We start from the raw sequence: 24,477 nt of genomic DNA, 5'->3' as shown, positions 1-24,477 counted from the left end.
ATTGCTTATCCAATCATTCTATCAATTACTCATTCTATCATTCAAAATTCAGCCACCAAAAAGGTATTCTATCATTCACTCCTTCTATCATTCAATAATTTACGTATTTCCTCCATCACTTCTTTCGCTAATTTTTCTGCATCCGCTTCTGTGGCAGATTCGGAGTAAATCCGGATAATCGGCTCGGTGTTTGACCGGCGCAGGTGCACCCACTGTTTACCGAATTCGATTTTTAATCCGTCTATGGTACTGTAAGGCTGTGATTTGTATTTTTCTTCAACTTGCAACAAAAGCTTGTCGATGTCCATTTCTGGCGTTAAGGTAATTTTGTTTTTGGAGATAAAGTACGACGGATAACTTGCACGTAAGGCAGAAATTGGCCCACCAAATTTAGCTAAGTGGGTTAAAAACAACGCAATCCCCACTAATGCATCTCTGCCGTAGTGTAGTTCAGGATAAATTACCCCGCCGTTGCCTTCTCCGCCAATTACTGCATTTTTCTCTTTCATCAAGGTCACTACATTCACCTCTCCTACTGCAGATGCATGATATTCGCCTCCGGCACTCTCCGTGACATCGCGCAAAGCCCGTGTAGACGACAGGTTAGATACCGTATTTCCCATTTGATTTTTCAAAATATAATCGGCAACAGCCACCAGAGTATATTCTTCGCCAAATGCGTTGCCGTCTTCACAAACAAAGCATAAACGGTCAACATCCGGGTCAACCGCAATACCTAAATCTGCCTTTTTATCTGTCACCAATTTGCGTAAATCCACTAAATTCTCTGGCAAAGGTTCGGGGTTGTGCGGAAAATGCCCGTCGGGCTCACAATAAAGCTGATGCACCGTTTGTACGCCCAAAGCTTTCAGCAAAGCCGGCACAAAAATTCCGCCCGAGGAGTTTACACAATCAATAGCCACCTTAAAATCTGCTTTTTTGATAGCCTCCACATCCACCAAAGGCAAAGCTAAAATTTGGTCGATGTGTTTTTGCAGATAGCTATCGTCTTGGCGAACCTTGCCCAAATCATCCACCTGCGCAAACTCAGTTTCTGCGTCTTCAGCCATTTCCAGCACCTTTTTGCCTTCCTCATCATTAATAAATTCACCTTTGTTGTTTAGCAATTTTAGCGCGTTCCACTGTTTTGGGTTGTGGCTGGCTGTAATAATAATACCGCCGCCCGCTTGCTCTAAAGGCACTGCAATTTCTACCGTTGGCGTGGTAGATAAACCTACATCAACCACGTCAATACCAATACCCTGCAAGGTACCCACTACTAAGTTGCGCACCATTTCGCCAGAAATACGGGCATCACGGCCCACAACAATTTTAGCGTTCCCGGTTTGCGCCTTTACCCAAAGTCCAAAAGCGGTGCTAAATTTTACAATATCAGTTGGGGTAAGCGCGTCGCCGGCCTTACCGCCTATAGTTCCGCGTATGCCGGAGATAGATTTTATTAAAGTCACGTTGATTCGATTTTTTGTTGAGCTGCAAAATTATAATATTATGGCTTTATTCCGGCATTTTTGCCCGTGGCCTACTATTAAACTGCTTTTCGCGTTACACTATCAGTAATTTTTAATATCTTTCCCTTAACATTTCCGTCCAATACCATTCATTCAAAATATACGATTCAAAACCGAGCTTATAGGGAGCATATAGCGTCTCTATAGGGACCTTATAGGGTTAAATCTCCTATTATCATTCGCTATTCCCTCGCCTCTCATTCGGTGTAACTATCCAAAAATTGCCTTTTTTCCGAAGAAGTATCGGAGAAGGTACGTGGAAAGTTTGACCACTGCATATTTTTTATCATTTGTTAGTTTGATTTGTTAGTTCCTGAACTCAACATTGTAATAATTAAACAGCCCTTAACGGCTTATTTATATATTTGCACATTCATAATTGAATATCACATGCCCAAAAAATGGTTCCAAAACTGGTTTAACTCTCCTTATTATCATATCCTGTATAAAAAACGTGATGACGAGGAAGCCGAACTTTTTATTGATAACCTTTGTAGTTTTTTAAAGCCGAAGCAGGATGCGCGGATGTTAGATATTGCTTGCGGGCGGGGCAGGCACGCCATTTATCTTAACAAAAAAGGCTTTGAGGTTGCAGGAATCGATCTTTCTTACAGCAGCATTAAATTTGCGCAACAGTTTGAAAATAAAAACTTGCATTTTTTTGTGCACGATATGCGCCAGCCTTTCTATATCAATTACTTTGATTATGCCTTTAATATGTTTACCAGTTTCGGATATTTTGAAACCGATAAGGATCATATTAAAGCATTAAAATCATTTAAAAAAGCTTTAAAGAAAGACGGCTTGTTGGTTTTGGATTACATGAACAGCCAGCGCATTATCAACCATTTGGTATCCCGTGAGGTGAAAGAAGTTGACGATATACAGTTTAACATCAGCAGGCAGGTAAGCAACGGGAAAATTGTAAAAAGCATTTGTTTTGAGCATCGCAACAAAGATTATGCTTTTAAAGAGGAGGTTAAAGATTATAAGCAGGCAGATTTTGAACGATTATTTGAGGCTGCTGGCTTGCAGATAAAGAACACCTTTGGCGATTATCAGCTAAACCCGTTTGATCTTAACCAGTCTGATCGTTTAATATTTATTTGCACTAAAAAAGATGCTTGAAACACTTAGCAACTGGGACCATCAATGGTTTCAAGCCGTTAACAGCGGACTTAGTAATGTTGTTTTCGATTGGCTTTTGCCTATTATGCGCAATAAATACACTTGGATTCCGCTTTACATCGGCATCATCTTTTTTGCCATAAAAACTTATAAAAGCAAAGGAATTTATTTGGTGTTGTTTTTGGCCATAACAGTTGGTATTGCAGATTATGGGAGCGCCAGCATTATTAAACCTTTTTATAAAAGAGACCGCCCCTGCAATGAGGTCGGTTTTAAAGAAAAGGTAGTTTCCAGGGTTCCTTGCGGTTCTGGAAAAAGCTTCCCTTCTACCCATGCGTCAGATCATTTTTCGATAGCTGTGTTTTTGAGCATGTTGTTCCACCGCAGGTTTAAATATTTCACCGCAATAGCCTTGTTTTGGGCGGCGCTTATTTGCTTTTCGCAGGTTTATGTAGGCGTACACTTTCCTTTAGATGTTACCGCCGGAGCGATATTTGGCAGTTTAATAGGATTTTTGATGGCTAAACTTTTTGTTAAATCAACCTCGTTTAAAGCATGAGTTATTTTATCATCATTTTATTAGGACTTTGCGCTTTATTGGGTGGCTTGGCAATTTTTATCGTAAAAAAAGACAGCAATACTAAACTGAAACTTATTCTGTCTTTTAGCGGGGCATACCTTTTTGGCATCACCGTTTTGCATTTATTGCCCGATGTTTATACCGCAGATAAAAGCCATTTAATAGGCCTTTTTATATTGGGCGGATTTATTTTACAGATTTTACTGGAGCAGTTTTCTCAAGGGATAGAGCACGGGCACATCCATGTACACAACCACCAAACCAGCTTTCCGTGGGGCATAATGCTTAGCCTTTGCTTACATGCTTTTTTAGAGGGGATGCCTTTAACCGCTAAACACAACCACCAGTTGGTGTACGGTATTGCTATCCACCACATTCCGGCGGCTTTTGCCTTAGGCAGTGTTTTATTGGCAAATCATGTACGCAAAAACACTGTTATTGCTTTGCTTTTTGTTTTTGCCTCCATGTCTCCTTTGGGCTATATTTTCAGCTTTTTACTCAGCAGTGGCAACATTCAAAGCTTAGGAAGCTATTATCCTTATATTATGGGTATTGTTATCGGCATCTTTTTGCATATTTCAACCACTATCTTATTCGAATCTAGCGTTGACCATAAATTTTCCGTTAAAAAAACCATCGCTGTATTAATAGGCGTAAGTTTGGCTTTGGCCGGGTTTTTTCTGGAAGCAGGGCATTAAGAGGGCGTACGCCGTGCATTTGAGCCTATCAACACCTAAAGCATTCTATATCTAGATACTTGATACTTGAACTCAATACTCAATACTCAATACTCTCCACTAATCCCCTCACAACCAATTATTATCACATAAAAAATCTTTTTTATTCAAAATATATATTCATACCTTTGCCATCCCCAAACGGGGAAAAAAGGAGATCAATTAATTAATGGCAAAAAAACAAGTAGCAGAGAAGGAGTTAAAAGCGAAAGAAGCAGAACTTCAAGACACTGAAAAAAAGGTAAAAGAGGTATTTGAGTCAGAAGCTGATTCAATATCTATCGACGACATTAAGTCAAAGTCGAAAGTAGCTGACCCAGAGGATTTTGATTGGGATGCAGACGACAAATTGTTCGGCAATTACAGCAAAGCCGATCGCGAAAAAATGGAAGAAATGTACTCTGGTACATTCAATTCTGTAAGCAAAGGCGAAATTGTTTCTGGTACGGTAGTTACCATCAACAACAAAGACGTTGTTTTAAACATCGGTTTCAAATCTGACGGTCTTGTGCCTTTAAACGAATTCCGCGACATGCCAGACCTTAAAAAAGGCGACACTGTTGATGTTTTCGTTGAGCAAAGAGAAGACGAAAACGGACAGTTGGTATTATCTCGTAAAAGAGCAAAAACCCAACGTTCTTGGGAGATGATTAACGAAGCTTTAGAAAACGATACCGTAATTAACGGTTTTGTTAAGAGCAGAACTAAAGGTGGTTTAATTGTAGATATTATTGGTGTTGAGGCTTTCCTTCCTGGATCTCAAATCGACATCAAACCTATTAGAGATTACGATGTTTACGTAGGTAAAACGATGGAATTCAAAGTGGTAAAAATCAACCATGAGTTCAAAAACGTTGTAGTATCTCATAAAGTATTGATTGAGGACGATCTTGAATCACAAAAAGTAGAGATTGTTTCTAAACTTGAAAAAGGCCAAGTATTAGAAGGTACCGTTAAAAACATCACTGATTTTGGGGTGTTCATCGATTTAGGCGGCGTTGACGGTTTATTACACATTACCGATATTTCTTGGGGACGTATTGAACACCCGAGAGAGGTATTGTCTTTAGATGAAAAAGTAAACGTAGTAGTTCTTGACTTTGATGACGAGAAAAAACGTATCGCTTTAGGTTTAAAACAACTTTCTGCCCACCCTTGGGAGTCTTTAGATGCTGATTTAGCTATCGGTTCTAAAGTGAAAGGTAAAATTGTTACCGTTGCAGATTACGGTGCATTCTTGGAAATTATCCCTGGCGTTGAAGGTTTAATCCACGTTTCAGAAATGTCTTGGTCTCAAAACTTGCGTAACCCACAAGAGTTTATGAAAACCGGCGACGAGGTTGAGGCAGTTGTGTTAACTTTAGACAGAGAAGAGCGTAAAATGTCTTTAGGCATTAAACAATTAACTCCAGATCCTTGGGAAAATGCGGCAGAGAAATACCCTATCGGAAGCAAGCACAAAGCTGTTGTTAAAAACATGACCAACTTTGGTGTGTTTGTAGAAATTGAAGAAGGTATTGATGGCTTAATCCACATTTCTGACCTTTCTTGGTCTAAAAAAATCAACCACCCTAATGAATTCACTAAAGTTGGTGAAGAGCTAGACGTGGTAGTTTTAGAGCTTGATGCAGACAACCGCAAATTAAGCTTAGGGCACAAACAACTTGAAGAAAACCCTTGGGATACTTTTGAAACCATCTTCACTTTGGATTCTATCCACGAAGGAACGGTTACTAAAGTAACAGACAAAGGTGCTTTAGTTGCTTTACCTTACGGAGTTGAAGGTTTTGTACCAACCAAACACTTGGCTAAACAGGACGGTTCGGTATTAAAAGCCGACGAAACTGCTGATTTCAAAATCATCGAGTTTAACAAAGATTCAAAACGTATCGTTGTTTCACACGCCCGTATTTGGGAAGAAGCAAAAGCTGAGGAAATTGCAGAAGAAAGAGCTAGCAAGAAAAAAGAAGCTAGTGCTGCAAGTGCATCAGTGAAAAAAGTGAAAGATTCTGTAGAAAAATCTACTCTTGGTGATTTAGACGTACTTTCTCAGTTGAAAGACAAGTTAGAAGGCGACGCTAAAAAAGCAGCTAAGAAAAAAGAAGAAGCTAAATAAGCATCCACACTTTTTTAATACTTAAAGAGCAGGTTTTTTAATCTGCTCTTTTTTTTTGCTTTATACTACCATTCGCCTGTTTTAAATTCAGCGCTTTATTCAAGAAATTTTCGCGCTTAAATGCATAATGCCTATTTTGCACGCGTGAAATACCTGACGGTAATATTTTCTGTTTATGTGCTGTTGTTGAGCGCCATGCCATGCAATGCAAAAAACGACTGCGACAATATTAAACACCACTCTAAAGAACAAACCACCAATTGTTGCTCGCCTTTTTTTGCTTGCAACGCTTGCGCAGGCTTTGTATTTACCAAACAAAATTTTACGTTAAACCATCCGGTAAAACCGCTAGAGAAACGCTGTGGCGAATATCACTGTAATTCCGTTTCAGAATTTCAACAATCTATCTGGCAACCGCCAAAAATTAGCTAACTCGTTTTTATAAGATTAATTGTTTAAAAATCGGATGAGGGTAACCTTCCCGATATGTTTAAGCGCGTTTAAACTATTTGCAACGGGCGTTGGCTTTCGCCGATGCGTGGTCATCAGTTCACCGCTATAAAGTTGTGAACTAAGGATTTCAACTGCCCATCTTACATCTAAGCAAAAAATAAAATGAATAAAATATGGGGGCTTTTGCTGTGCATTTTCTTTATAGCACCGGCATTAGCACAAAACAAATTTATAGCAATCGTAAAATCAACAACAGGCGAAAGTTTAGCCGGTGCTACTGTAGCTTTTAAAGAGCTAAAAATAGGCGCAAGTGCAAATACAGATGGCTTAATTTATATAGGCGACATACCCAATGGCACACATGCGGCAACATTTAGCTTTATAGGGTTTAAACCCAAAACGCTTAATCTAAGCTTTCCGTTACAACAAGACACTTTAAATGTAGCTTTAGCGGCAGATGACGATGAATTGGATGAGATAATTGTTTCATCTACCCGCGCCAGGGGAAGTATCACCGACGTGCCCACCCGCATGGAGGTGTTAACTGCAGAAGAACTTGGAGAAAAATCTGTAATGAAACCCGGCGATATCCGTATGGTGCTGAACGAGACTACGGGTATCACCACGCAACAAACATCTGCAACAAGCGGCAATGCGAGTATCCGGATACAGGGTTTAGACGGGCGCTACACGCAAATTTTAAAAGACGGCTTTCCTTTATATGCGGGTTTCTCGGGAGGTTTAAGCCTACTGCAAACGCCACCTCTCGATTTGAAACAGGTAGAAATCATCAAAGGCAGTGCTTCCACACTTTATGGCGGTGGCGCAATTGCGGGTTTGGTTAATCTTATTTCTAAAACTCCTAGTGACAAACGGGAGCTAAGCTTTCAAATTAACGGCACCAGTGCCGGCGGATTAGATTTAAATAGCTTTTATGCCGAAAAATATGGCAAAGCGGGAATAACGGTATTTGCCGCGCATAGCCGCAGTAAAGCCTATGACCCCTCGGATGTAGGTTTTTCTGCGATTCCGGAAGTACAGCGTTTCACTTTTAATCCAAAACTTTTTATTGATATCAGTGATAAAAGCGCCTTAAGCTTCGGCTTAAACAGCGGTTACGAACGCAGAATAGGCGGCGATATGCACTACATTCGAGGTGAAAACGATCCGGCACATCCTTTTTTTGAGAAAAACTTGAGCAAAAGGCTTTCTTCCCAACTCGCATTTGATCATCAGCTAAACCCACAAACCAACCTGAGTTTTAAAAACAGTTTGAATTATTTTAACCGCGATCTTTCTGTACCGAGCTCCTCATTTTATGGAGAGCAATTTTCCAGTTTTAGCGAGTTTACTTTAGATTATACAAAAGATAAAAGCGAGTGGATTTTTGGTGCTAATTTCTGGAGCGACAGCTTCCGAGAAAAAGAGGTGACCAACGTTATCCCGCGAGACTATGATCAAGAAATTTTTGGCCTGTTTGCGCAAAACACCTATCAGCTTAGCGAAAAAACAGCGATTGAAACTGGGCTACGGGGCGACTATGTAAATCACTACGGTTTGGTGTTATTACCGAGAGTGTCCGCTTTATTTAAATTGAGCTCAAAGTTTAGCTCGCGGATTGGCGGCGGTTTCGGGTACCAAACACCAAATATATTTACAGACGAAGCAGAACAGTTGCATTTCGAGAAAGTGCTGCCCATCAACACAACCCAAACTAAACTTGAAAAATCTGTTGGGGGTAATATAGATTTTAACTACCGCACTACCCTATTTACTGATCAAGTTGGACTGTCTTTAAACCAATTGTTCTTTTACACGTACCTAAACAAGCCACTGCAACTAAAGCTGAATAACAATAACTACAGTTTTACAAACGCAAACGGCCACATAGACACTAAAGGCATAGAAACAAATGCAAAATTTTCTTATAAAGACTTTGCGCTGTTTTTAGGTTACACCTTTACAGATACTAAAGAGCATGAAAACAACACCTTAACGTGGTTTAGACTAACGCCAAAACACCGCATTAATTCTGTTTTGGTTTACGAGGTTGAAAGCCAATGGAAAGTCGGTTTAGAAGCTTACTACTATTCGGAACAGAAACTGAGCGATGGAGCTATTGGAAAATCCTATTGGTTAACCGGCTTTTTAATTGAAAAAATGTGGGCCAAATTTTCGCTGTACGCCAATTTTGAAAATTATCTGGACACCCGCCAAACCCGCTTTGACAGCATTTATACCGGAAGTGTAGCTAACCCTGTTTTTCGGGATATTTATGCCCCTTTAGACGGTTTTGTGTTTAACGGTGGCATTAAAATCACGCTATAACCTAAGTTCGATTAATAATTTCAAAATTATGACTAGGAACGAGCTTCAGCTCGCTTTACACGACAATTTATAATTGGCTTTAGCCAAAAACGAGATCAGAAAGTTTCGGCTAAAGCCATATTCTTAATAATCTTATTCATCGGGCTAAAGCCCGATGCAATTGAATCAGCTTTAAAGACCTCATAATTGATGGTTTGATTTTAAAAAATAATCGAACTCTGGTCTATAAGTTAGCGCTAAAACAAAAAAAAACCGTGGTCTTGTAAGGCCACGGTTTTTTATATTCTTCAACTCAGTTACTTCCCAAAAGAAAGTTCTTTCTGGAAATTCTTAGCATATTTACGTTTATCAAATTTGTACAATTTGGCAGCGCGGTACGATACTCCTTTTTGCTTCTCATCCAACTCTTTTAAAATATCGTATGAAAGCATTTTCTTCCGAAAATTCCGTTTGTCCAGCTTTTTGTTCAAAATAACTTCATACAAATTCTGCAATTGGGTAAGCGTAAACTTTTCGGGCAAAAGCTCAAAAGCGATGGGCTGGTAACTTATTTTGTTGCGGATTTTTTCAAAACCTTTCCGGAAAATCCGGCTATGGTCAAACGCCAGCTGTGGAATATCTTTAACATTCATCCAAACTGCCTGTTTAGCAAAATTGGTAATCGGCTTCACTTCTTTTTGTCCGGTTAAACGGATAAGGGCATAATATGCCACCGTAATCACCCTGCCGTGAGGGTGCCTGCCTAAGGCGCCAAACGTGTAAAATTGCTCCATGTGGATGTCCTTAAGCCCGGTTGATTCATACAGAATACGCTTTGCCGCGTTTTCAATGGCTTCTGTATGTTCTACAAAATATCCCGGCAAGGCAAACCAGCCTTTAAATGGCTCTTCGTTTCGCTCAATCAGCAGAATCTTAAGCTCACCTTCATCAAACCCAAAAATGATGCAATCTACAGTGAAAACCGAATCAAAATGTGCTGGTAAATTTTCCACGTTATAAAGCTATAATTTAAATACTTTGTGGTGCAAAGTTGAAAAAAATAATCGACAAAAGTTGCTTAGTGTAAAAAATACACCTTATATTAGTGACTCCAAATCCCGAGCCACAAGTATATATGTCAGAAATTAAAAAAATAGCTGTTTTAACTTCGGGCGGAGACGCCCCAGGAATGAACCCTTGTATTAGAGCCGTTGTGAGAACGGGCTTGCACCTGGGTTATGAAGTAGCTGGTATTATGCACGGATACCAAGGCATGATTGACAATAATATTGTTGACATGAACAGCCACTCGGTAAGTAATATTTTGCAGTTGGGAGGCACTATTTTAAAAACGGCTAGATGTGCAGATTTTAGAAATGTGGAGGGCCGTAAACTGGCGTTTGAGAATTTGAAGAAAAACAATATCGACGCGCTGGTAGCCATTGGTGGCGATGGTACCTTTACGGGGTTAGAACGCCTGTCATCCGAATATGACCTACAAGTTATAGGCGTGCCGGGCACCATAGATAACGACCTTTACGGATCTGACTATACCTTAGGATTTGATACCGCCACCAACACCGTTATTGAAGCGATTGATAAAATTAGAGACACCGCCGAATCACATGCGCGTTTATTTTTCGTTGAAGTAATGGGGCGCGATGCAGGATGTATTGCCCTGCGCGCAGGTATCGCCGCCGGAGCGGAGGCGATTATGTTACCCGAGCGCGATACCAGCATTGAAGAACTAATTGCCACCCTTAATGACGGAGTAGCGAAAAATAAAAACTCGGCAATTGTAATCGTGTCTGAGGGCGATAAAAGCGGAGGCGCATTTAATGTAGCCAAACGCGTTAAAGAAGTCTTCAATTTTTACGACACAAAAGTTACTATTCTAGGGCACTTACAACGTGGTGGTAGCCCAAGCAGTTTCGACCGTATTTTAGGTTGCCGGATGGGCTTTGCAGCCGTTAAAGCTTTACAAGCAGGCGAATCTAGAAAAACAGTGGGTTTAAGAGGCAACAAAATTGTTTTAACGGATATAGAAGAAGCGCTAAAAGGGCACGAGTTTAAATTAGAAGAAGATTTGCTGGAAATGTCCACCATTTTAGCATAAAAGATGATAGCTATTGTTTACAGCGGTTCCAGATATTCTAACTGGAGATTAATCGGTAAAAACGAAGTGGTAGAAGTGCGCACTAACGGCATTAACCCTTTTTTTAACGATGAAAAATTCATCAACCAACTGCTAAACAAAAACTCCAAGCTAATCAATAACGCCGAAGCCATTAAAAAGATTTATTTTTTTGGTGCGGGCGCCTCATCTAAAGAACGTAAAGAAATCATCAAAAACGGCCTGAGCAACTTTTTTAAGTTTAGTAAAGTTTATGTAGAAAATGATTTAGATGCGGCAGCAAAAGCCAGTTGCGATGAAAAACCCGGCATCGTTTGCATTATCGGAAGTGGCTCTAACGCAGCGTTTTTTGACGGAAAAAAAATAATAAAAAACAACTTTGGCTTAGGTTATGCAATAGCAGATGAGGGTTCGGCCACGTGGATGGGAAAAACTTTGCTTAAAGCTTACCTTAGTGGCAATATGCCAGAAGATATTAAATTGGCTTTTGACCGTAAATACGATTTGGACAGGCGTTTGATGATGGACAAAATTTATAAACTGCCGCACCCAAACCTGTTTTTAAACTCGTTTACCAGCTTTTTGATAGAAAACCGCAGCTCGCCTTTTATTATTAATTTGGTAAAAAGCGGTTTCAGCCTTTTTATGGACACTTACCTTTTACCGGTATATCAAAGTTATGGCGCAAAGCATCCTATCTATTTTGTAGGAACGGTTGCGGCATTTTTTCAAGACTTTTTAAGGGAAGTTGCCGATGAAAAACAAATACAGATTAGTTCGGTGATTAAAGAGCCGATCTATAATTTATTGAATTATTACGCAAATAAAAATTAACAAAATGAAAATTGGAATCAACGGCTTTGGCCGTATCGGAAGATTGGCTTTTAGAGCAGCATTAAAAAGAAGTGATATTGAAGTTGTAGGTATTAATGATTTGGTTGAACCAGATTACATGGCTTACATGTTAAAATACGACTCGACCCACGGTATTTTTGACGGTACAGTTGAAGTAAAAGACGGTCACTTAGTAGTAAACGGAAAAACCATCCGTGTTACCGCAGAAAGAGACCCGGCCAACCTAAAATGGAACGAGATTGGTGCAGAATATATCATTGAATCAACTGGTTTGTTCTTAACCCAAGAATTGGCTCAAAAACACATTGATGCCGGTGCAAGAAAGGTTGTGATGAGCGCGCCTGCAAAAGATGACACCCCAACCTTTGTAATGGGTGTTAACCACAAACAGCTAACAGCTGCGCAAAACATCGTTTCAAACGCATCTTGTACCACCAACTGTTTAGCGCCAATTACCAAAGTTTTAATGGACAACTTTGGTATTGTAGAAGGCTTAATGACTACTGTACACGCTACAACTGCAACTCAAAAAACAGTTGACGGCCCGTCTGCCAAAGATTGGAGAGGCGGACGTGGTGCTGCACAAAACATCATCCCATCATCAACCGGGGCAGCAAAAGCAGTAGGTTTGGTAATTCCAGAAATTAAAGGAAAATTAACCGGTATGGCTTTCCGCGTGCCTACTCCAGACGTTTCTGTGGTTGACTTAACCGTACGTTTAGAGAAACCTGCCACTTACGAGCAAATCAAAAAAGCAATGAAAGACGCTTCTGAAGGCGAGTTGAAAGGCATTTTAGGTTACACCGAAGATGCGGTTGTTTCTAACGATTTCTTGGGCGATGCGCGTACCTCAATTTTTGATGCCGATGCCGGTATCGCACTCAACGATAATTTTGTGAAAGTGGTTTCTTGGTACGACAATGAGTGGGGTTACTCAAACAAATTGATTGATTTGTTACAGCACATGGCTACCGTTTAACAACTAAACTAATAACCAAAAAGGGTTGCTTACTAAACTGAGCAACCTTTTTTTTTGACAGAAAAGCGATAAATACGAACTTCTAAATTTTGATGTCGAAATGCATATTTTCTACTTTTGAAAAACACTTATGCGCCTATCTATTCTCCCTTTCTTTATAATTTCTGTTAGCCTCTTCGCTTGTAAAGAAAAACATACCGGTAATTACGACAAACATTATTCGGCCACGCATAAAACGGACACTGCCACCTTGGCCTTAACAAAGATGGGCGATGTTTTCTTTGGCACCTACGAAATTAACAAAAGCGGGATAGAAAAAGACTCGGGCCAAGTGCGAGGAAAAATATTCGGCGACACACTAAAAGGGATTTTTAGCTACGTTTCGTCGTACAACAAACAGTTAAAGAAAACCAAACCTATTGCACTGTTAATGGCTAATAACAAACTTTTATTAGGTAAAGGCGTAACCGTGGTGTATATGAAAATTCCTTATTACGCGCCGGAAGCCCCTATCGATTTCAGTAATCCCGAATTTGTTTTTGAAGAAGTTGGGAAGTTTTAATTGGACAAATGCCGGTTGGTTTACGGACGATAGCCTATGGTCCATAGTCAATGGACGATGTACAAAAGCGATAAGGCCTTCCCATCTCAAATCTCACATCTCATATCTCACATCTCAAATCTCCTTACCAATCTTTCCTCCTTAGTCCATCAAATACTTATCTTTGCCGGCGTCATAAAAAATCACAACATTGGTTATTGTAATTCATTGTAAAGATGAAGTGGGGCTTGTAGCTACCATTTCTGCGGTAATTGCCAAAGCAGGGTGTAACATCGTTTCAATGCGCGAGCATGTGGACGTAGAAGCCAACCAGTTTTTTGCACGTCTAGTGGTGGAAAACATTACGGATTCAGTTGCGATGGAACAAAACCTATTAGCGGTATTGCCTGCGAACGCGGTTGTAAATGTAAACCCACAGCCCGAGAAAAATATTGTGGTTTTAGTAACTAAAGAATATCATTGCTTAAGCGATATTTTAACGCGTAACCACTTTAAAACCTTGGGCGCGCAGGTAAGCTGTGTAGTAGGCAACCACCCCGATTTGGCCAACTTGTGCGAGCGTTTCCATATTCCTTTTAAATTGGTTTCGCACTTGGATAAAAGCAAAGAGGATTTTGAGCAAGAACTTATTGCAGAAATAGCGCCTTACAAGCCAGATTATGTGATTTTAGCCAAATTCATGCGGATACTTTCACCAAATTTCATCAGCAAATTTCCGTTAAAAATCATCAATATCCATCACTCATTTTTACCGGCATTTATAGGCGCCAATCCCTATAAGCAAGCTTATTTAAGAGGGGTAAAAATTATCGGTGCAACGGCACATTTTGTAACTAATGATTTGGATGAGGGACCTATTATTACCCAAAAAATCACGCCGGTTAATCACAGTTTCAGCTTAAAAGATTTGGTACGTGCCGGGCGCGAAAATGAAACATCGGCCTTAGCCAAAGCTATGCAACTGGCTTTTGAAGACCGCGTATTTGTTTATGACAACAAAACGGTGGTGTTTGAGTAGGGGTTCGTCTGTTAGGTGGTTAGTTTGTTAGGTGTTAGGTAGTTAGGGGACTAGGCAGTTATCTATTCACTCATTCAAAATCCACTCCTTCAATCATTCACTCCTTCAATCATTCAAAATTCAACTACTCTGCCAACGCCTCTTCTATCAACAAGCTGTAGAAGCTTTTCATACTTTGACCGGTGGCGCGTACCTGTTGTGGGATTAAACTGTTCTCGGATTGGCCAGGAACGGTGTTTATCTCTATAAAATAAAAGTTTTCCGTGTTTTTTTGTACGATAAAATCTACTCTAACTACTCCCCTACAATTCAATTTCACAAATATCTCTTGGGCAATTTTGCCCACCTTGGCGGCTAAACCGTCATCAATTTGGGCAGGCGTAATTTCTTCGGTAACGCCTTTGGTATATTTGGCTTCGTAATCAAAAAACTCTTTTGACGATTTGATCTCTGTAATAGGCAAAACATGGACCTCGCCTGCAGCCTTATAAATGCCCACGGTAAACTCTCGTCCCTCAATAAATTCTTCCACCAATATCTGTGTATCTTCCGCAAAGGCTTTATCTAGAGCGCTGGCAAGCTCTTCCCATGCGTTCACTTTAGACATTCCGATACTGCTACCCCCGTTATTCGGTTTCACAAAAAGCGGCAACTGCAATTTCATTTTAATTTTCTCCAGTTGCTCCGCATCGTTTTCAAATAGCTGTACAGAATTGGCGATATGCAACTTATCTATGCCGTTGACCACTGCTTTGGTATAAGCTTTATTCATGGTGAGGGCAGATGTGGTAGCATCGCAAGTGGTATAAGGGATGTTCAACAAGTCAAAATAGCTTTGCAGTTTGCCATCCTCGCCCGGCGAACCATGGATGATGATAAAAACTACGTCGAACTTAATGCGTTCTCCTTGCACATCCAAGCTAAAATCGGCGCGGTTTACCGGCACTTTTTCGTTCTGCGTATCAGTAAAGTACCATTCTTCTGGCGTAACAATGATTTTATATACCTCGTAACGTTCGGTATCCAATGAAGCTTCAATCTGCTTTGCACTGTTTAAAGAAACAACCGATTCGCCGGTGTATCCGCCCGCCAAAAGCGCTACCTTTTTTTTCATTTATCTGTATTTTCGTTATGATGCTGGGGCAGATTTTGTAATCTCTGTTTCGCCAACCTCTCTATTTCCCACCACTGAAATTATGCACAGCCCAATAAAGTCTAAGGCATTCTGATGCCTTCCATTCTAACACTTAAACTTCGCTTCAAATATAAATTTTATCTGTAATGCTACGTGGATTAAACAATATAATTTCTGCCAAATTCTATATTTTTGGCTAAGTTTGAGGCTACAAAACACATTCGTGAATGAGTAAATTTTTTAGCTATTTAGCCACACCAGAATTCAGGAAACAGGTAATTATTGCTTTTGCTGTGGTGGTTGTGCTTTTATTCACCTTATTTATCAGCTTAAGATATTACACCCGGCATGGCGAAGGCCGCCCGGTACCCAACTTAAAAGGTTTAAATATCGAAAAAGCCATTGCGATTTTAGAACAAGAAGGGTTTAGATATCAAATAGACTCGGTTTTTATCTTAGATAAACCTGCGGGCTTAGTTACCGAACAAGATCCGGATGCAAGTACCAACGTCAAAGAAAACCGGATGATTTATTTGACCATCGTAAGTTCACAAACTCCGGATGTCAGTTTTCCGGATGTAGTTGATAAAACATTTATCGAAGTTAAAGCCATTTTAAGCAATTATGGTTTAAAACTGGGCGATACCTCTTACACCTCAGACATCGCTAGGGATGCCGTGTTAGCTTGTTCTTATGCCGGGCAAAAATTACAGGCCGGACAAAAAATCCCGAAAGGCTCGAGAATTGATTTGGTACTTGGCGATGGCCAAGGCGCCAGCGAAGTAGAGTTACCAAATTTAGTAGGTTTAACGCTTAGCGAAGCTATGTTTTCTTTAAAAGGCGCATCCTTAGGCGTGGGCGAGCTTACTTATGAAGGCTTTGTACAAGATACTGCCAACGCTGTTATTAAAAAACAGTATCCAGAGTATCGCCCAGATTCGTTAAATAAAGTCAATATTGGCACAAAAATTAACCTGGTTTTATCTAACGATTAACGATGCAGGATATAGAGGCAGAAGAATTTGCGGCTTTGTTAAACAAACCTGCAACCATAAAACTTTTAGACGTGCGCGAAGAATTGGAATACCATACCTTCAACGTTGGCGGTTTAAACGTACCTTTAGGCAAGCTACCGGTACTAATTAACGAAGAAGAATTAGATTTTTCTGCCGAAGATACCATCATTGTCATCTGCCAAAGAGGCCTTAGAAGTAAAACAGCAAAGCAAATTTTAACCGCTGCGGGCTACCCTAACGTACGTAACCTAAACGGCGGTCTGCTAAAATTCCAAAGATTAACCAGCAAATAATACCTATGGCTAAAAAAATAAATACCGGAACGTCTGTCGCGCTAATATTACTGGCTATTTTAGTTATCACGGGACTTTTGACTATTCCGAAAGCCTATCGTAAATACATTAAATCTAACACCGCTGTAAATGAGAAAACCTACCTGTACATTCCTACGGGTGCTTCTTTTAAACAAGTGCAAGATTCTGTCTCTAAAAACCATTTGTTAATTGACAGCAGCACCTTTTACGATTTGGCGAACGACCGCGAGTATAGTGAGAAAATAAAGGCCGGAAAGTATCCTTTTAAAAAAGGGATGAACAACCGTGAGATTTTAAACATGCTAATTGCGGGCAACCAAGAACCTGTGCAATTGGCTTTTCGCAATGTGCGCCTAAAAAGTAATTTTGCGGCCTTGGCTTCCAAAAAATTGGAGTTCGATTCGGCTAGCTTTGCCCGTTTGTTGGATTCTACAGCATTTGTAAAAAGCTACGGTTTTACCACCGAAAACGTTTACACCATGTTTATCCCAAACTCTTACGAAATGTACTGGAACACCAGTGCCAAAGAGTTTTTTGAGCGGATGAATAAAGAGTACACCACTTTTTGGAATGCGGACCGTTTGCAAAAAGCCGGTGCTTTAAACCTTACACCTCAACAGGTAACTATTTTAGCCTCAATTGTAGATAGCGAAGCTTTGATAGACGAAGAAATGCCAACTATTGCCGGTTTGTATCTGAACAGACTAAAGAAAGGCATGAAACTGGAAGCAGACCCTACCGTAATTTTTGCTAATAACGACTTTAACATCCGAAGGGTACTAAACCGCCATTTAAGCAAACAATCGCCATACAACACTTACCTCAATAAAGGTTTGCCTCCGGGTCCAATTACCATGCCTTCTATCAAAGCGATAGATGCCGTGCTGAACCCAAAAGCCAACGATTACATCTACATGTGCGCTAAAGAAGATTTTTCGGGTTACCACAACTTTGCTTCAACATTGAAAGAGCATTTGGTAAATGCCAAAAAATTTCAACAGGCATTAAACCAACGCAACATAAAAAAATAAGCATGTTTAGTTTTGAAACAAAAATTAGAGTGCGCTACGCCGATACCGACCAAATGGGCTATATGTACTATGGCAATTACGCCGCGGTGTATGAAGTTGCACGTACCGAGATGTTGCGTAGCCTAGGCATGACCTACCGCTCTATGGAAGAAGACGGCGTAATGATGCCCGTTTTGGAACTGAAATGCAAATACATTAAACCTGCCCTTTACGATGATGAGATTACCGTAAAGGTTGTAATTTCCGAAAAACCGGGCGTCCGTATTGTTTTCACCTATGAACTGTTTAACCAAGACGGTGTACTCATCAACCTTGGCGAAACCACTTTGGTGTTTGTAAACATCCAAAAAAACAAGCCTTGCTTGCCACCAAAGAACTTTAGGGAAAAGATTGGAATTTATTTTTCCTAAATTAGATAGATGCAGTGGCTACACCAGTTTCTTCTAAAATTTAAGTTTTACCAAACTTTTATTGGATGGACGAAGGTTATCGTGTTACCGGGCTTTGGCTCTTTGCCTTTATATACCGTTGCAGTCTTTTTTTTTCAGGAGATACAGAAAGACTCTTTAGTTAACAAAGCTTCTTCGCTGGCCTACAATTTTATGATGGCCCTTTTTCCTTCCATCATCTTTTTGTTTACGCTTATCCCTTATATTCCTATTAGCAATTTTCAAAACCAGCTGATGGCGCTTATTGCACTGCTATTACCCGAAAACGCTTATTTGGCTTTTGAATCTACCTTGGAGGATATTGTAAAAAACCAAAACGGCAAATTGCTTTCTTTAGGATTTGTGCTGGCTTTGTTTTTTGCTACAAATGGCATCAGTACTTTAATGCAAGCTTTTAACAAATCGTCTTTAATTATTGAAACCCGCACTTGGATTAAGCAGCGCTTTGTGGCTTTAACGCTTACCTTGTTAACGGCATTTTCCATTATTTTAGGCGTAGCGGTAATGGTAATTGGCGAGTTTGTCATTACTTTTATTCGTAATGAGTTGCATTTAAAAGAAGGTGCTTTCTGGATTTATTTAATCATGATTAGCCGGTGGGTCATCATTATCATCGTTTATTTTATCACTACCTCACTGCTGTACCGTTACGGCCCTGCCAACTCCAAGAAATGGCACCTGTTTAGCGCGGGCTCTTGCTTGGCTACCATTTTGGCGGTTCTTACTTCGTGGGGATTTACATTTTACATTAACAATTTTGGAAGCTATAATAAGCTTTACGGCTCTATCGGGACGCTATTGGTGGTGATGATTTGGCTGTACTTAAATTCATTAATATTATTAATAGGGTTTGAGCTGAACGCGAGTTTAGATTTATCTAAGCGGAGTATAAAACTGGTAAAAGCACCTAAGAAAAACACCTTCCGAAACGCTGAGGCTTAGCTTGTGTGCGATAGAAACATTAAAACTTGGGAAGTTTGCAACACGCGTCATTTCTCTCGGCATCGTCGTCTACAGCTAAAAATTCGGCTAAAGCCTTTCCTAACATCATTACATCGGGCTAAAGCCCCCGACGCTATTGAATAATTCAAAAACAGATTGCTTTTATTATCTTTTATACATCGGTCTATAGCCCCCGGCGCGATTGAATAACAAACCCCGTTCTATTGAATAACAACTTCTATCAAAACTCCCGAAGTTTGACCGCGCCCTCAATTTTATCATAAGATTTGCACAACCCACACAAAACGAAAAAGCCGGCATTTTTCAACGCCGGCTTCAATTATCTAACAAATCAAATCTTACATTTGGTCCAGCGTCTTTTTAACTTCCGCTGCTTTATCCATCTTGTTTAATTTGATGTAAACCTCGCGTAGCGTGTTCAAAGTGCTTACGTCTTTCGGGTTTAGCTCTCTGGCTCTTTCCAACAAAGGCAAAGCATTGCCTAACTCTACTTCAAACTTCTTTTTCAAAGCATTGTATTTGGCATCATTTGCTTTTGTAGTAGGCAATTTATTAGCCTCAGTGATATAAGCGTTACCTTTATTTATGTAAATTACCGCCAAATTGTAAATGGCATCAGAATAGCTCGGATCAATTTCTAAAGCTTTTTTGTAAGCCTCAACCGCTTTATCATTGTCTTTATTGGCCGAGTAAGCAATACCAGCTACAAAGTGTAAAGTTTTGTTGCTTGGATCTTTAGCAATAGCGTTTTCAATTTTAGTAATCTGTTTAGCGGCTTCACCTCTGTTTAAATAAACATTTAGCTCATCAAAAATCAAGCTCATGTTATCTGGGTGTTTTGCCCTGCCCTGCTCAATCACTTTTAAAGCCATTGCAGTATCGCCTTTTGCCATGTAAACACGCTCTAGTTCCTGAAACAAACCTGCATTATTTGGGTTAATCTCTAAGCTTTTATTGTAATATTTGATGGCCTCATCATACATTTGTGCGCTGTTTGCCGCCATTGCTGTGTACATGTTAAACAACGAATCTTTAGGCATTACATCTGCAATAAATTTAAAAGAGTTATATGCTTCTTTGTAGTCTTTTTTATTAAAAGCTGCCACCCCTTTGTTTTGCATCATAATGGCCAAATTTTTCTCGGCGCTTTCAATTATTTTGCTGTATTCGTTTTTAGAATCCAGTTCTTTGGCCTTTGTGATAGCTTCTTTGGCTGTTTCAAAAGCTGCATTCGCATTGGCCTTATTTACGGTATCCGTAACAGAAATAGAAGCGTAAATTAAAGCTCGGTAAGCCCAAAGCTCGGCATTGTTTTGCGTTTTAGCATTGGTAATAGCTTTGTCTGTAGATTCTTTGGCCAAATTTAAAGACTCCAACTGTTTTTTCATCGGAGTTTTGGTTTGCAGGCCTACTTCGTAAAGCGCATAGTTGTTCTTTGCCGAGCTGATTTCGCTTTTTTGTGCGTATGAAGCGAAAAAGAAAGCCAGCATCATCAAGCTTAAGATGGTCTTTTTCATGTTAATTGTTTTGTGTTTAATGATGAAGCAACCATGGCCTGCTAAGCGCTCAACACATGATGGTTTCATTTGTTTGTGTATGTGTGATTTTTTGTTGTTAAATACTATTCTTCTTCATCTTGTTCTGGCGCATCTGTTGCATCATCGTCCGCAGGCACATCATCATCCTCTTCTTCTGCCTCCTCTGCGCCATCAGCTAAAGCAACATCTGTTTCATCAATTTCCACAGCTATGGTTTCTTCCTCTTCATCGTGCTGTACTTTTGCCACCGATGCAATTTCATCTTCGCCTTTCAAAGTAATTAAACGCACGCCCTGAGTAGCACGGCCCATCACACGCAAGTGTTTCATGGCAATACGGATCACAATGCCCGAGCGATTAATGATCATCAAATCATCTGTATCTGTAACGTCTTTAATGGCTACTAATTGCCCCGTTTTTTCGGTTACGTTGATGGTTTTCACCCCTTTACCGCCACGGTTGGTTACGCGGTAATCTTCAATATCTGTACGTTTGCCGTAGCCTTTTTCTGAAACTACCAAAATAGTACTCTCAGAAGAGTCGACACTGATCATACCCACAACTTCGTCTTGCTCATTAGCTAAGCGGATGCCGCGAACGCCGGTTGCGGTACGCCCCATTGGCCTTACGGTTGATTCGTTAAAACGGATAGCACGGCCCGAGCGCAAAGCCATCACAATTTCTGATGAGCCGGTTGTTAGGTTGGCTTCCAGCAATTCATCGTCCTCGTTGATATTAATGGCATTGATACCGTTAGAACGCGGACGGCTATAAGCCTGTAAAGTGGTTTTTTTGATGGTGCCTTTCTTGGTACACATCATTATGAAGTTATTTTCCAGGTATTCCTGATCTTTCAAATTCACCACTTTAATATAAGCTCTTATGCGCTCTTCTTTATCAATGTTGATGATGTTTTGGATAGCGCGGCCTTTGCTGGTGCGTGTACCTTCCGGAATTTCGAATACACGTAACCAATAACATTTTCCTTTATCTGTAAAGAACAGCAGGTAATTATGGTTAGAAGCTACAAATATGTATTCGATAAAGTCGTTATCACGCGAGTTGGAACCGATGCTGCCTTTACCTCCGCGGCCTTGCGTGCGGTATTCTGTTAAAGGAGTACGTTTGATATAGCCTTCGCGCGAAACAGTAATCACCACTTCTTCATCTTCGATGAAATCTTCGGTCATCATCTCCGCGGCCGAGTGTACAATTTGCGTACGGCGCTCGTCGCCATACTTATCTTTCATCTCGGTAAGCTCGTCTTTGATAATCTGCATCCTCAAACCTTCATCAGCCAAAACTGATTTTAAGTAATCGATGGTTTTCATCAACTCGGCATATTCTTCTTTAATCTTATCGCGCTCTAGTCCGGTTAAACGGCGCAGGGTCATATCCAAAATTGCGCGCGCCTGAATGTCGGACAAGCCGAAGCTTTGCATTAAGCCTTCGCGGGCTTCGTCTGGCGTTTGCGATGCACGGATAAGCTTAATTACTTCATCTAAATGATCTAAAGCAATCAGCAATCCTTGTAAAATATGCGCTCGCTTTTCGGCTTCTGCCAGTTCAAACTGTGTTCTCCTGATCACTACCTCGTGACGGTGGTCCACAAAGTGACGGATCAAATCTTTCAAATTCAGCAACATTGGACGGCCTTTTACCAATGCAATGTTGTTTACGCTGAAAGAAGTTTGTAAAGCCGTGTATTTGTAAAGGTTGTTGAGTACGATGGCAGCATTGCCGTCGCGCTTAATTTCGTACACAATGCGCATCCCTTCACGGTCAGATTCATCGCGTATCTCAGAAATGCCTTCGATTTTCTTTTCGTTAACCAGCTCGGCGGTGCGCTCAATCATCATCGCCTTGTTTACCTGATACGGAATTTCGGAAACGATGATTTGCTCGCGCCCGTTATTTAGCGTTTCAATTTCGGCAACACCGCGCATCACTACACGGCCACGGCCGGTTTCAAAAGCATCTTTAACGCCTTCAAAGCCGTAAATGACACCTCCGGTCGGGAAATCTGGCGCTTTCACGTACTGCATCAGCTCCGGAACTTCAATTTCGTTATTGTCGATGTAGGCGTTTATGCCGTCAATCACCTCGGTTAAATTGTGAGGAGCCATGTTGGTAGCCATACCTACCGCAATACCCGAGCCTCCGTTAACCAAGAGGTTAGGAAATTTGGAAGGTAAAACGGTTGGTTCCTGCAAAGAATCATCGAAATTTAAACGGTAATCAATGGTGTCTTTATTAATATCGGCCAACATCTCTTCGGCCATTTTTTTAAAACGTGCCTCGGTATAACGCATGGCCGCCGGCGAGTCGCCGTCTATAGAACCAAAGTTACCTTGCCCATCCACCAAAGGGTAGCGTAAGGACCAAGGTTGCGCCATACGCACCATGGTATCGTAAACAGAAGCATCACCATGCGGGTGATATTTACCTAAAACCTCACCCACAATACGGGCCGACTTTTTATAGGGTTTGTTGCTGGCCAAGCCTAAATCTTGCATACCGTAAAGTACACGGCGGTGAACCGGTTTTAAACCGTCTCTCACATCTGGCAAAGCCCGGGAAACAATTACCGACATCGAGTAATCGATGTAGGCGGATTTCATTTCCTCTTCAATATTTATTTTAATGATCTTGTCGTTCTCTAAGCCCTCGTTCTGATCTGTTTCTTCGGCCATATTATCTTTTAAAATCTAAATTAGAAACAATTAAAAAATGCTTTTGCGAAGTTAACAATTTAGCGCTAATAGCCTAGCGTGTGGAAAGATTTTTGGCGCGCAATAAGGCAACTATTTAAACAAATATGGCGATTATTTAAATGGACTTCGGGCGTTTAAATAGAGAAAAGAACTACAACGCTTTTAGGGTTGCAGCAAAGCATCTACTACGTGGATTACGCCATTGTTAGAGATGGCATCGGCCAGGGAGATTTTTACGTTGTTGACTTTAACTAATCCATCTTTTACTGATACTTTGAGGATATTGCCAGCTAAAGACTGCAGTTCCATCCCGTCTTTTAAATCAGCGGTTTTATAATTTCCGGACACGATATGGTTGGTTAACAATTTACTAAGTTCGCTTTTGTTTTCTGGCTTCAGTAAGTCTTCCAATTTCCCATTGGGCAAATTGTTAAAAGCTGTATTTGAGGGCGCAAAAATGGTGAAAGGCCCTTTGCCCGCTAAAGTTTCTTCGAGGTTTGCTTTTTTGATGGCCGTTAACAAAACGCTGTGCGCACTGGAACCTACCAAGTTTTGAACGATAGTTTTTTGAGGCACCATCATGGCTGCGCCCACCATTACTCCACTGTCTGCGGTAGATACGTAGTTGGCGCTGTCTGATGTTGGAGCATCAACGGCACTGCTCGCGCTGTTATTGGTTGAAGAATTGTTGCAAGCTAAACACCAAATACTGATGGCTAGCGCAACTAAAGAAAGCGTTTTATTGGTTGTTTTCATGGCTATATCTTTTGTATTGATGCCTGGGTGTTTAGCATCAATTTTTCAACGATTAAGCAAAACTCTGCAATAACGCTTCCAAAATTTAAGGATGGCGTACAAATAATTTAGCCACGAAGGCGCTAAGGTTTTTTTTGTGGCTTTGTGACATTAAATAATTAGC

At 40.5% G+C, this 24,477-nt stretch carries 22 protein-coding genes; 16 read left to right on the top strand and 6 right to left on the bottom strand.

Annotated features, from left to right (window positions below; genetic code table 11):
* Positions 1 to 71: 71 nt before the first annotated feature.
* Entirely contained in the window at positions 72 to 1,469 is a 1,398-nt protein-coding gene (gene glmM, locus BCY91_RS08670; RefSeq protein ID WP_120181570.1) for a phosphoglucosamine mutase, read from the bottom strand.
* Positions 1,470 to 1,919: 450 nt separating this feature from the next.
* Here glmM and BCY91_RS08665 point away from each other — a divergent pair, with 450 nt between their 5' ends.
* From BCY91_RS08665 to BCY91_RS08640, 6 genes are all read left to right on the top strand, one after another.
* Positions 1,920 to 2,657, top strand: a complete 738-nt coding sequence (locus BCY91_RS08665; RefSeq protein ID WP_120181569.1) for an SAM-dependent methyltransferase — start codon at positions 1,920 to 1,922, stop codon at positions 2,655 to 2,657.
* On the top strand, positions 2,650 to 3,216 hold the full coding sequence (locus BCY91_RS08660) for a phosphatase PAP2 family protein (protein ID WP_120181568.1): 567 nt from the start codon (positions 2,650 to 2,652) through the stop codon (positions 3,214 to 3,216). Before BCY91_RS08665 ends, BCY91_RS08660 begins: the two co-directional genes overlap by 8 nt.
* Positions 3,213 to 3,935, top strand: a complete 723-nt coding sequence (locus BCY91_RS08655; RefSeq protein ID WP_120181567.1) for a ZIP family metal transporter — start codon at positions 3,213 to 3,215, stop codon at positions 3,933 to 3,935. The genes BCY91_RS08660 and BCY91_RS08655 overlap by 4 nt, the downstream gene beginning before the upstream one ends.
* A 208-nt stretch (positions 3,936 to 4,143) precedes the next feature.
* A complete protein-coding gene (gene rpsA, locus BCY91_RS08650; protein WP_120181566.1) occupies positions 4,144 to 6,090 on the top strand; it encodes a 30S ribosomal protein S1 in 1,947 nt (648 codons plus the stop codon).
* A 120-nt stretch (positions 6,091 to 6,210) separates the two neighbouring features.
* Positions 6,211 to 6,522, top strand: coding sequence for a hypothetical protein (locus BCY91_RS08645; protein ID WP_120181565.1), 312 nt, complete (start codon positions 6,211 to 6,213; stop codon positions 6,520 to 6,522).
* Between the two features lie 183 nt (positions 6,523 to 6,705).
* A complete protein-coding gene (locus BCY91_RS08640; protein WP_120181564.1) occupies positions 6,706 to 8,871 on the top strand; it encodes a TonB-dependent receptor in 2,166 nt (721 codons plus the stop codon).
* A gap of 296 nt (positions 8,872 to 9,167) precedes the next feature.
* On the opposite strand, the gene BCY91_RS08635 is transcribed toward BCY91_RS08640, so the two are convergent.
* Positions 9,168 to 9,863: an NUDIX hydrolase gene (locus BCY91_RS08635; protein WP_120181563.1), complete on the bottom strand. Its 696-nt coding sequence runs from the start codon at positions 9,861 to 9,863 to the stop codon at positions 9,168 to 9,170.
* Between the two features lie 122 nt (positions 9,864 to 9,985).
* On the opposite strand from BCY91_RS08635, the gene pfkA reads away from it, so the two are divergent.
* The 5 genes from pfkA (at position 9,986) to purU (ending at position 14,398) form a co-directional block, all read left to right on the top strand.
* Positions 9,986 to 10,966: a 6-phosphofructokinase gene (gene pfkA, locus BCY91_RS08630; RefSeq protein ID WP_120181562.1), complete on the top strand. Its 981-nt coding sequence runs from the start codon at positions 9,986 to 9,988 to the stop codon at positions 10,964 to 10,966.
* A gap of 3 nt (positions 10,967 to 10,969) precedes the next feature.
* Positions 10,970 to 11,818, top strand: a complete 849-nt coding sequence (locus BCY91_RS08625) for a hypothetical protein (RefSeq protein ID WP_120181561.1) — start codon at positions 10,970 to 10,972, stop codon at positions 11,816 to 11,818.
* Between the two features lie 4 nt (positions 11,819 to 11,822).
* Entirely contained in the window at positions 11,823 to 12,818 is a 996-nt protein-coding gene (gene gap / locus BCY91_RS08620) for a type I glyceraldehyde-3-phosphate dehydrogenase (protein WP_120181560.1), read from the top strand.
* Between the two features lie 130 nt (positions 12,819 to 12,948).
* A complete protein-coding gene (locus tag BCY91_RS08615; RefSeq protein WP_120181559.1) occupies positions 12,949 to 13,380 on the top strand; it encodes a hypothetical protein in 432 nt (143 codons plus the stop codon).
* 190 nt (positions 13,381 to 13,570) lie between these two features.
* The gene (gene purU / locus BCY91_RS08610; protein ID WP_120181558.1) at positions 13,571 to 14,398 is read left to right on the top strand and encodes a formyltetrahydrofolate deformylase; all 828 of its coding nucleotides are present in this window, start codon (positions 13,571 to 13,573) and stop codon (positions 14,396 to 14,398) included.
* Positions 14,399 to 14,522: 124 nt separating this feature from the next.
* Here purU and BCY91_RS08605 read toward each other — a convergent pair whose 3' ends face one another.
* On the bottom strand, positions 14,523 to 15,512 hold the full coding sequence (locus BCY91_RS08605) for a D-alanine--D-alanine ligase (RefSeq protein ID WP_120181557.1): 990 nt from the start codon (positions 15,510 to 15,512) through the stop codon (positions 14,523 to 14,525).
* 248 nt (positions 15,513 to 15,760) lie between these two features.
* On the opposite strand from BCY91_RS08605, the gene BCY91_RS08600 reads away from it, so the two are divergent.
* The 5 genes from BCY91_RS08600 to BCY91_RS08580 are packed head-to-tail and all read left to right on the top strand — an operon-like array spanning position 15,761 to position 19,285.
* The gene (locus BCY91_RS08600) at positions 15,761 to 16,528 is read left to right on the top strand and encodes a PASTA domain-containing protein (protein WP_120181556.1); all 768 of its coding nucleotides are present in this window, start codon (positions 15,761 to 15,763) and stop codon (positions 16,526 to 16,528) included.
* Positions 16,529 to 16,530: 2 nt separating this feature from the next.
* Positions 16,531 to 16,842, top strand: a complete 312-nt coding sequence (locus BCY91_RS08595; RefSeq protein WP_120181555.1) for a rhodanese-like domain-containing protein — start codon at positions 16,531 to 16,533, stop codon at positions 16,840 to 16,842.
* A gap of 5 nt (positions 16,843 to 16,847) precedes the next feature.
* A complete protein-coding gene (mltG, locus tag BCY91_RS08590; RefSeq protein WP_120181554.1) occupies positions 16,848 to 17,894 on the top strand; it encodes an endolytic transglycosylase MltG in 1,047 nt (348 codons plus the stop codon).
* A 2-nt stretch (positions 17,895 to 17,896) separates the two neighbouring features.
* On the top strand, positions 17,897 to 18,304 hold the full coding sequence (locus tag BCY91_RS08585) for an acyl-CoA thioesterase (protein ID WP_120181553.1): 408 nt from the start codon (positions 17,897 to 17,899) through the stop codon (positions 18,302 to 18,304).
* A gap of 9 nt (positions 18,305 to 18,313) precedes the next feature.
* Positions 18,314 to 19,285, top strand: a complete 972-nt coding sequence (locus BCY91_RS08580; RefSeq protein ID WP_120181552.1) for a YihY/virulence factor BrkB family protein — start codon at positions 18,314 to 18,316, stop codon at positions 19,283 to 19,285.
* 359 nt (positions 19,286 to 19,644) lie between these two features.
* Here BCY91_RS08580 and BCY91_RS08575 read toward each other — a convergent pair whose 3' ends face one another.
* From BCY91_RS08575 to BCY91_RS08565, 3 genes are all read right to left on the bottom strand, one after another.
* Positions 19,645 to 20,823: a tetratricopeptide repeat protein gene (locus BCY91_RS08575; RefSeq protein ID WP_182995341.1), complete on the bottom strand. Its 1,179-nt coding sequence runs from the start codon at positions 20,821 to 20,823 to the stop codon at positions 19,645 to 19,647.
* 104 nt (positions 20,824 to 20,927) lie between these two features.
* Entirely contained in the window at positions 20,928 to 23,537 is a 2,610-nt protein-coding gene (gene gyrA, locus BCY91_RS08570) for a DNA gyrase subunit A (RefSeq protein ID WP_120181551.1), read from the bottom strand.
* A 183-nt stretch (positions 23,538 to 23,720) separates the two neighbouring features.
* Complete coding sequence (locus tag BCY91_RS08565) at positions 23,721 to 24,314, bottom strand: fasciclin domain-containing protein (protein ID WP_120181550.1); 594 nt, start codon at positions 24,312 to 24,314, stop codon at positions 23,721 to 23,723.
* Between the last annotated feature and the right edge of the window lie 163 nt (positions 24,315 to 24,477).

This window comes from Pelobium manganitolerans (assembly GCF_003609575.1).
GTDB lineage: Bacteria > Bacteroidota > Bacteroidia > Sphingobacteriales > Sphingobacteriaceae > Pseudopedobacter > Pseudopedobacter manganitolerans.
Note: the sequence above shows the minus strand (reverse complement) of the source record. Positions and strands in the feature narration are given on the sequence as shown.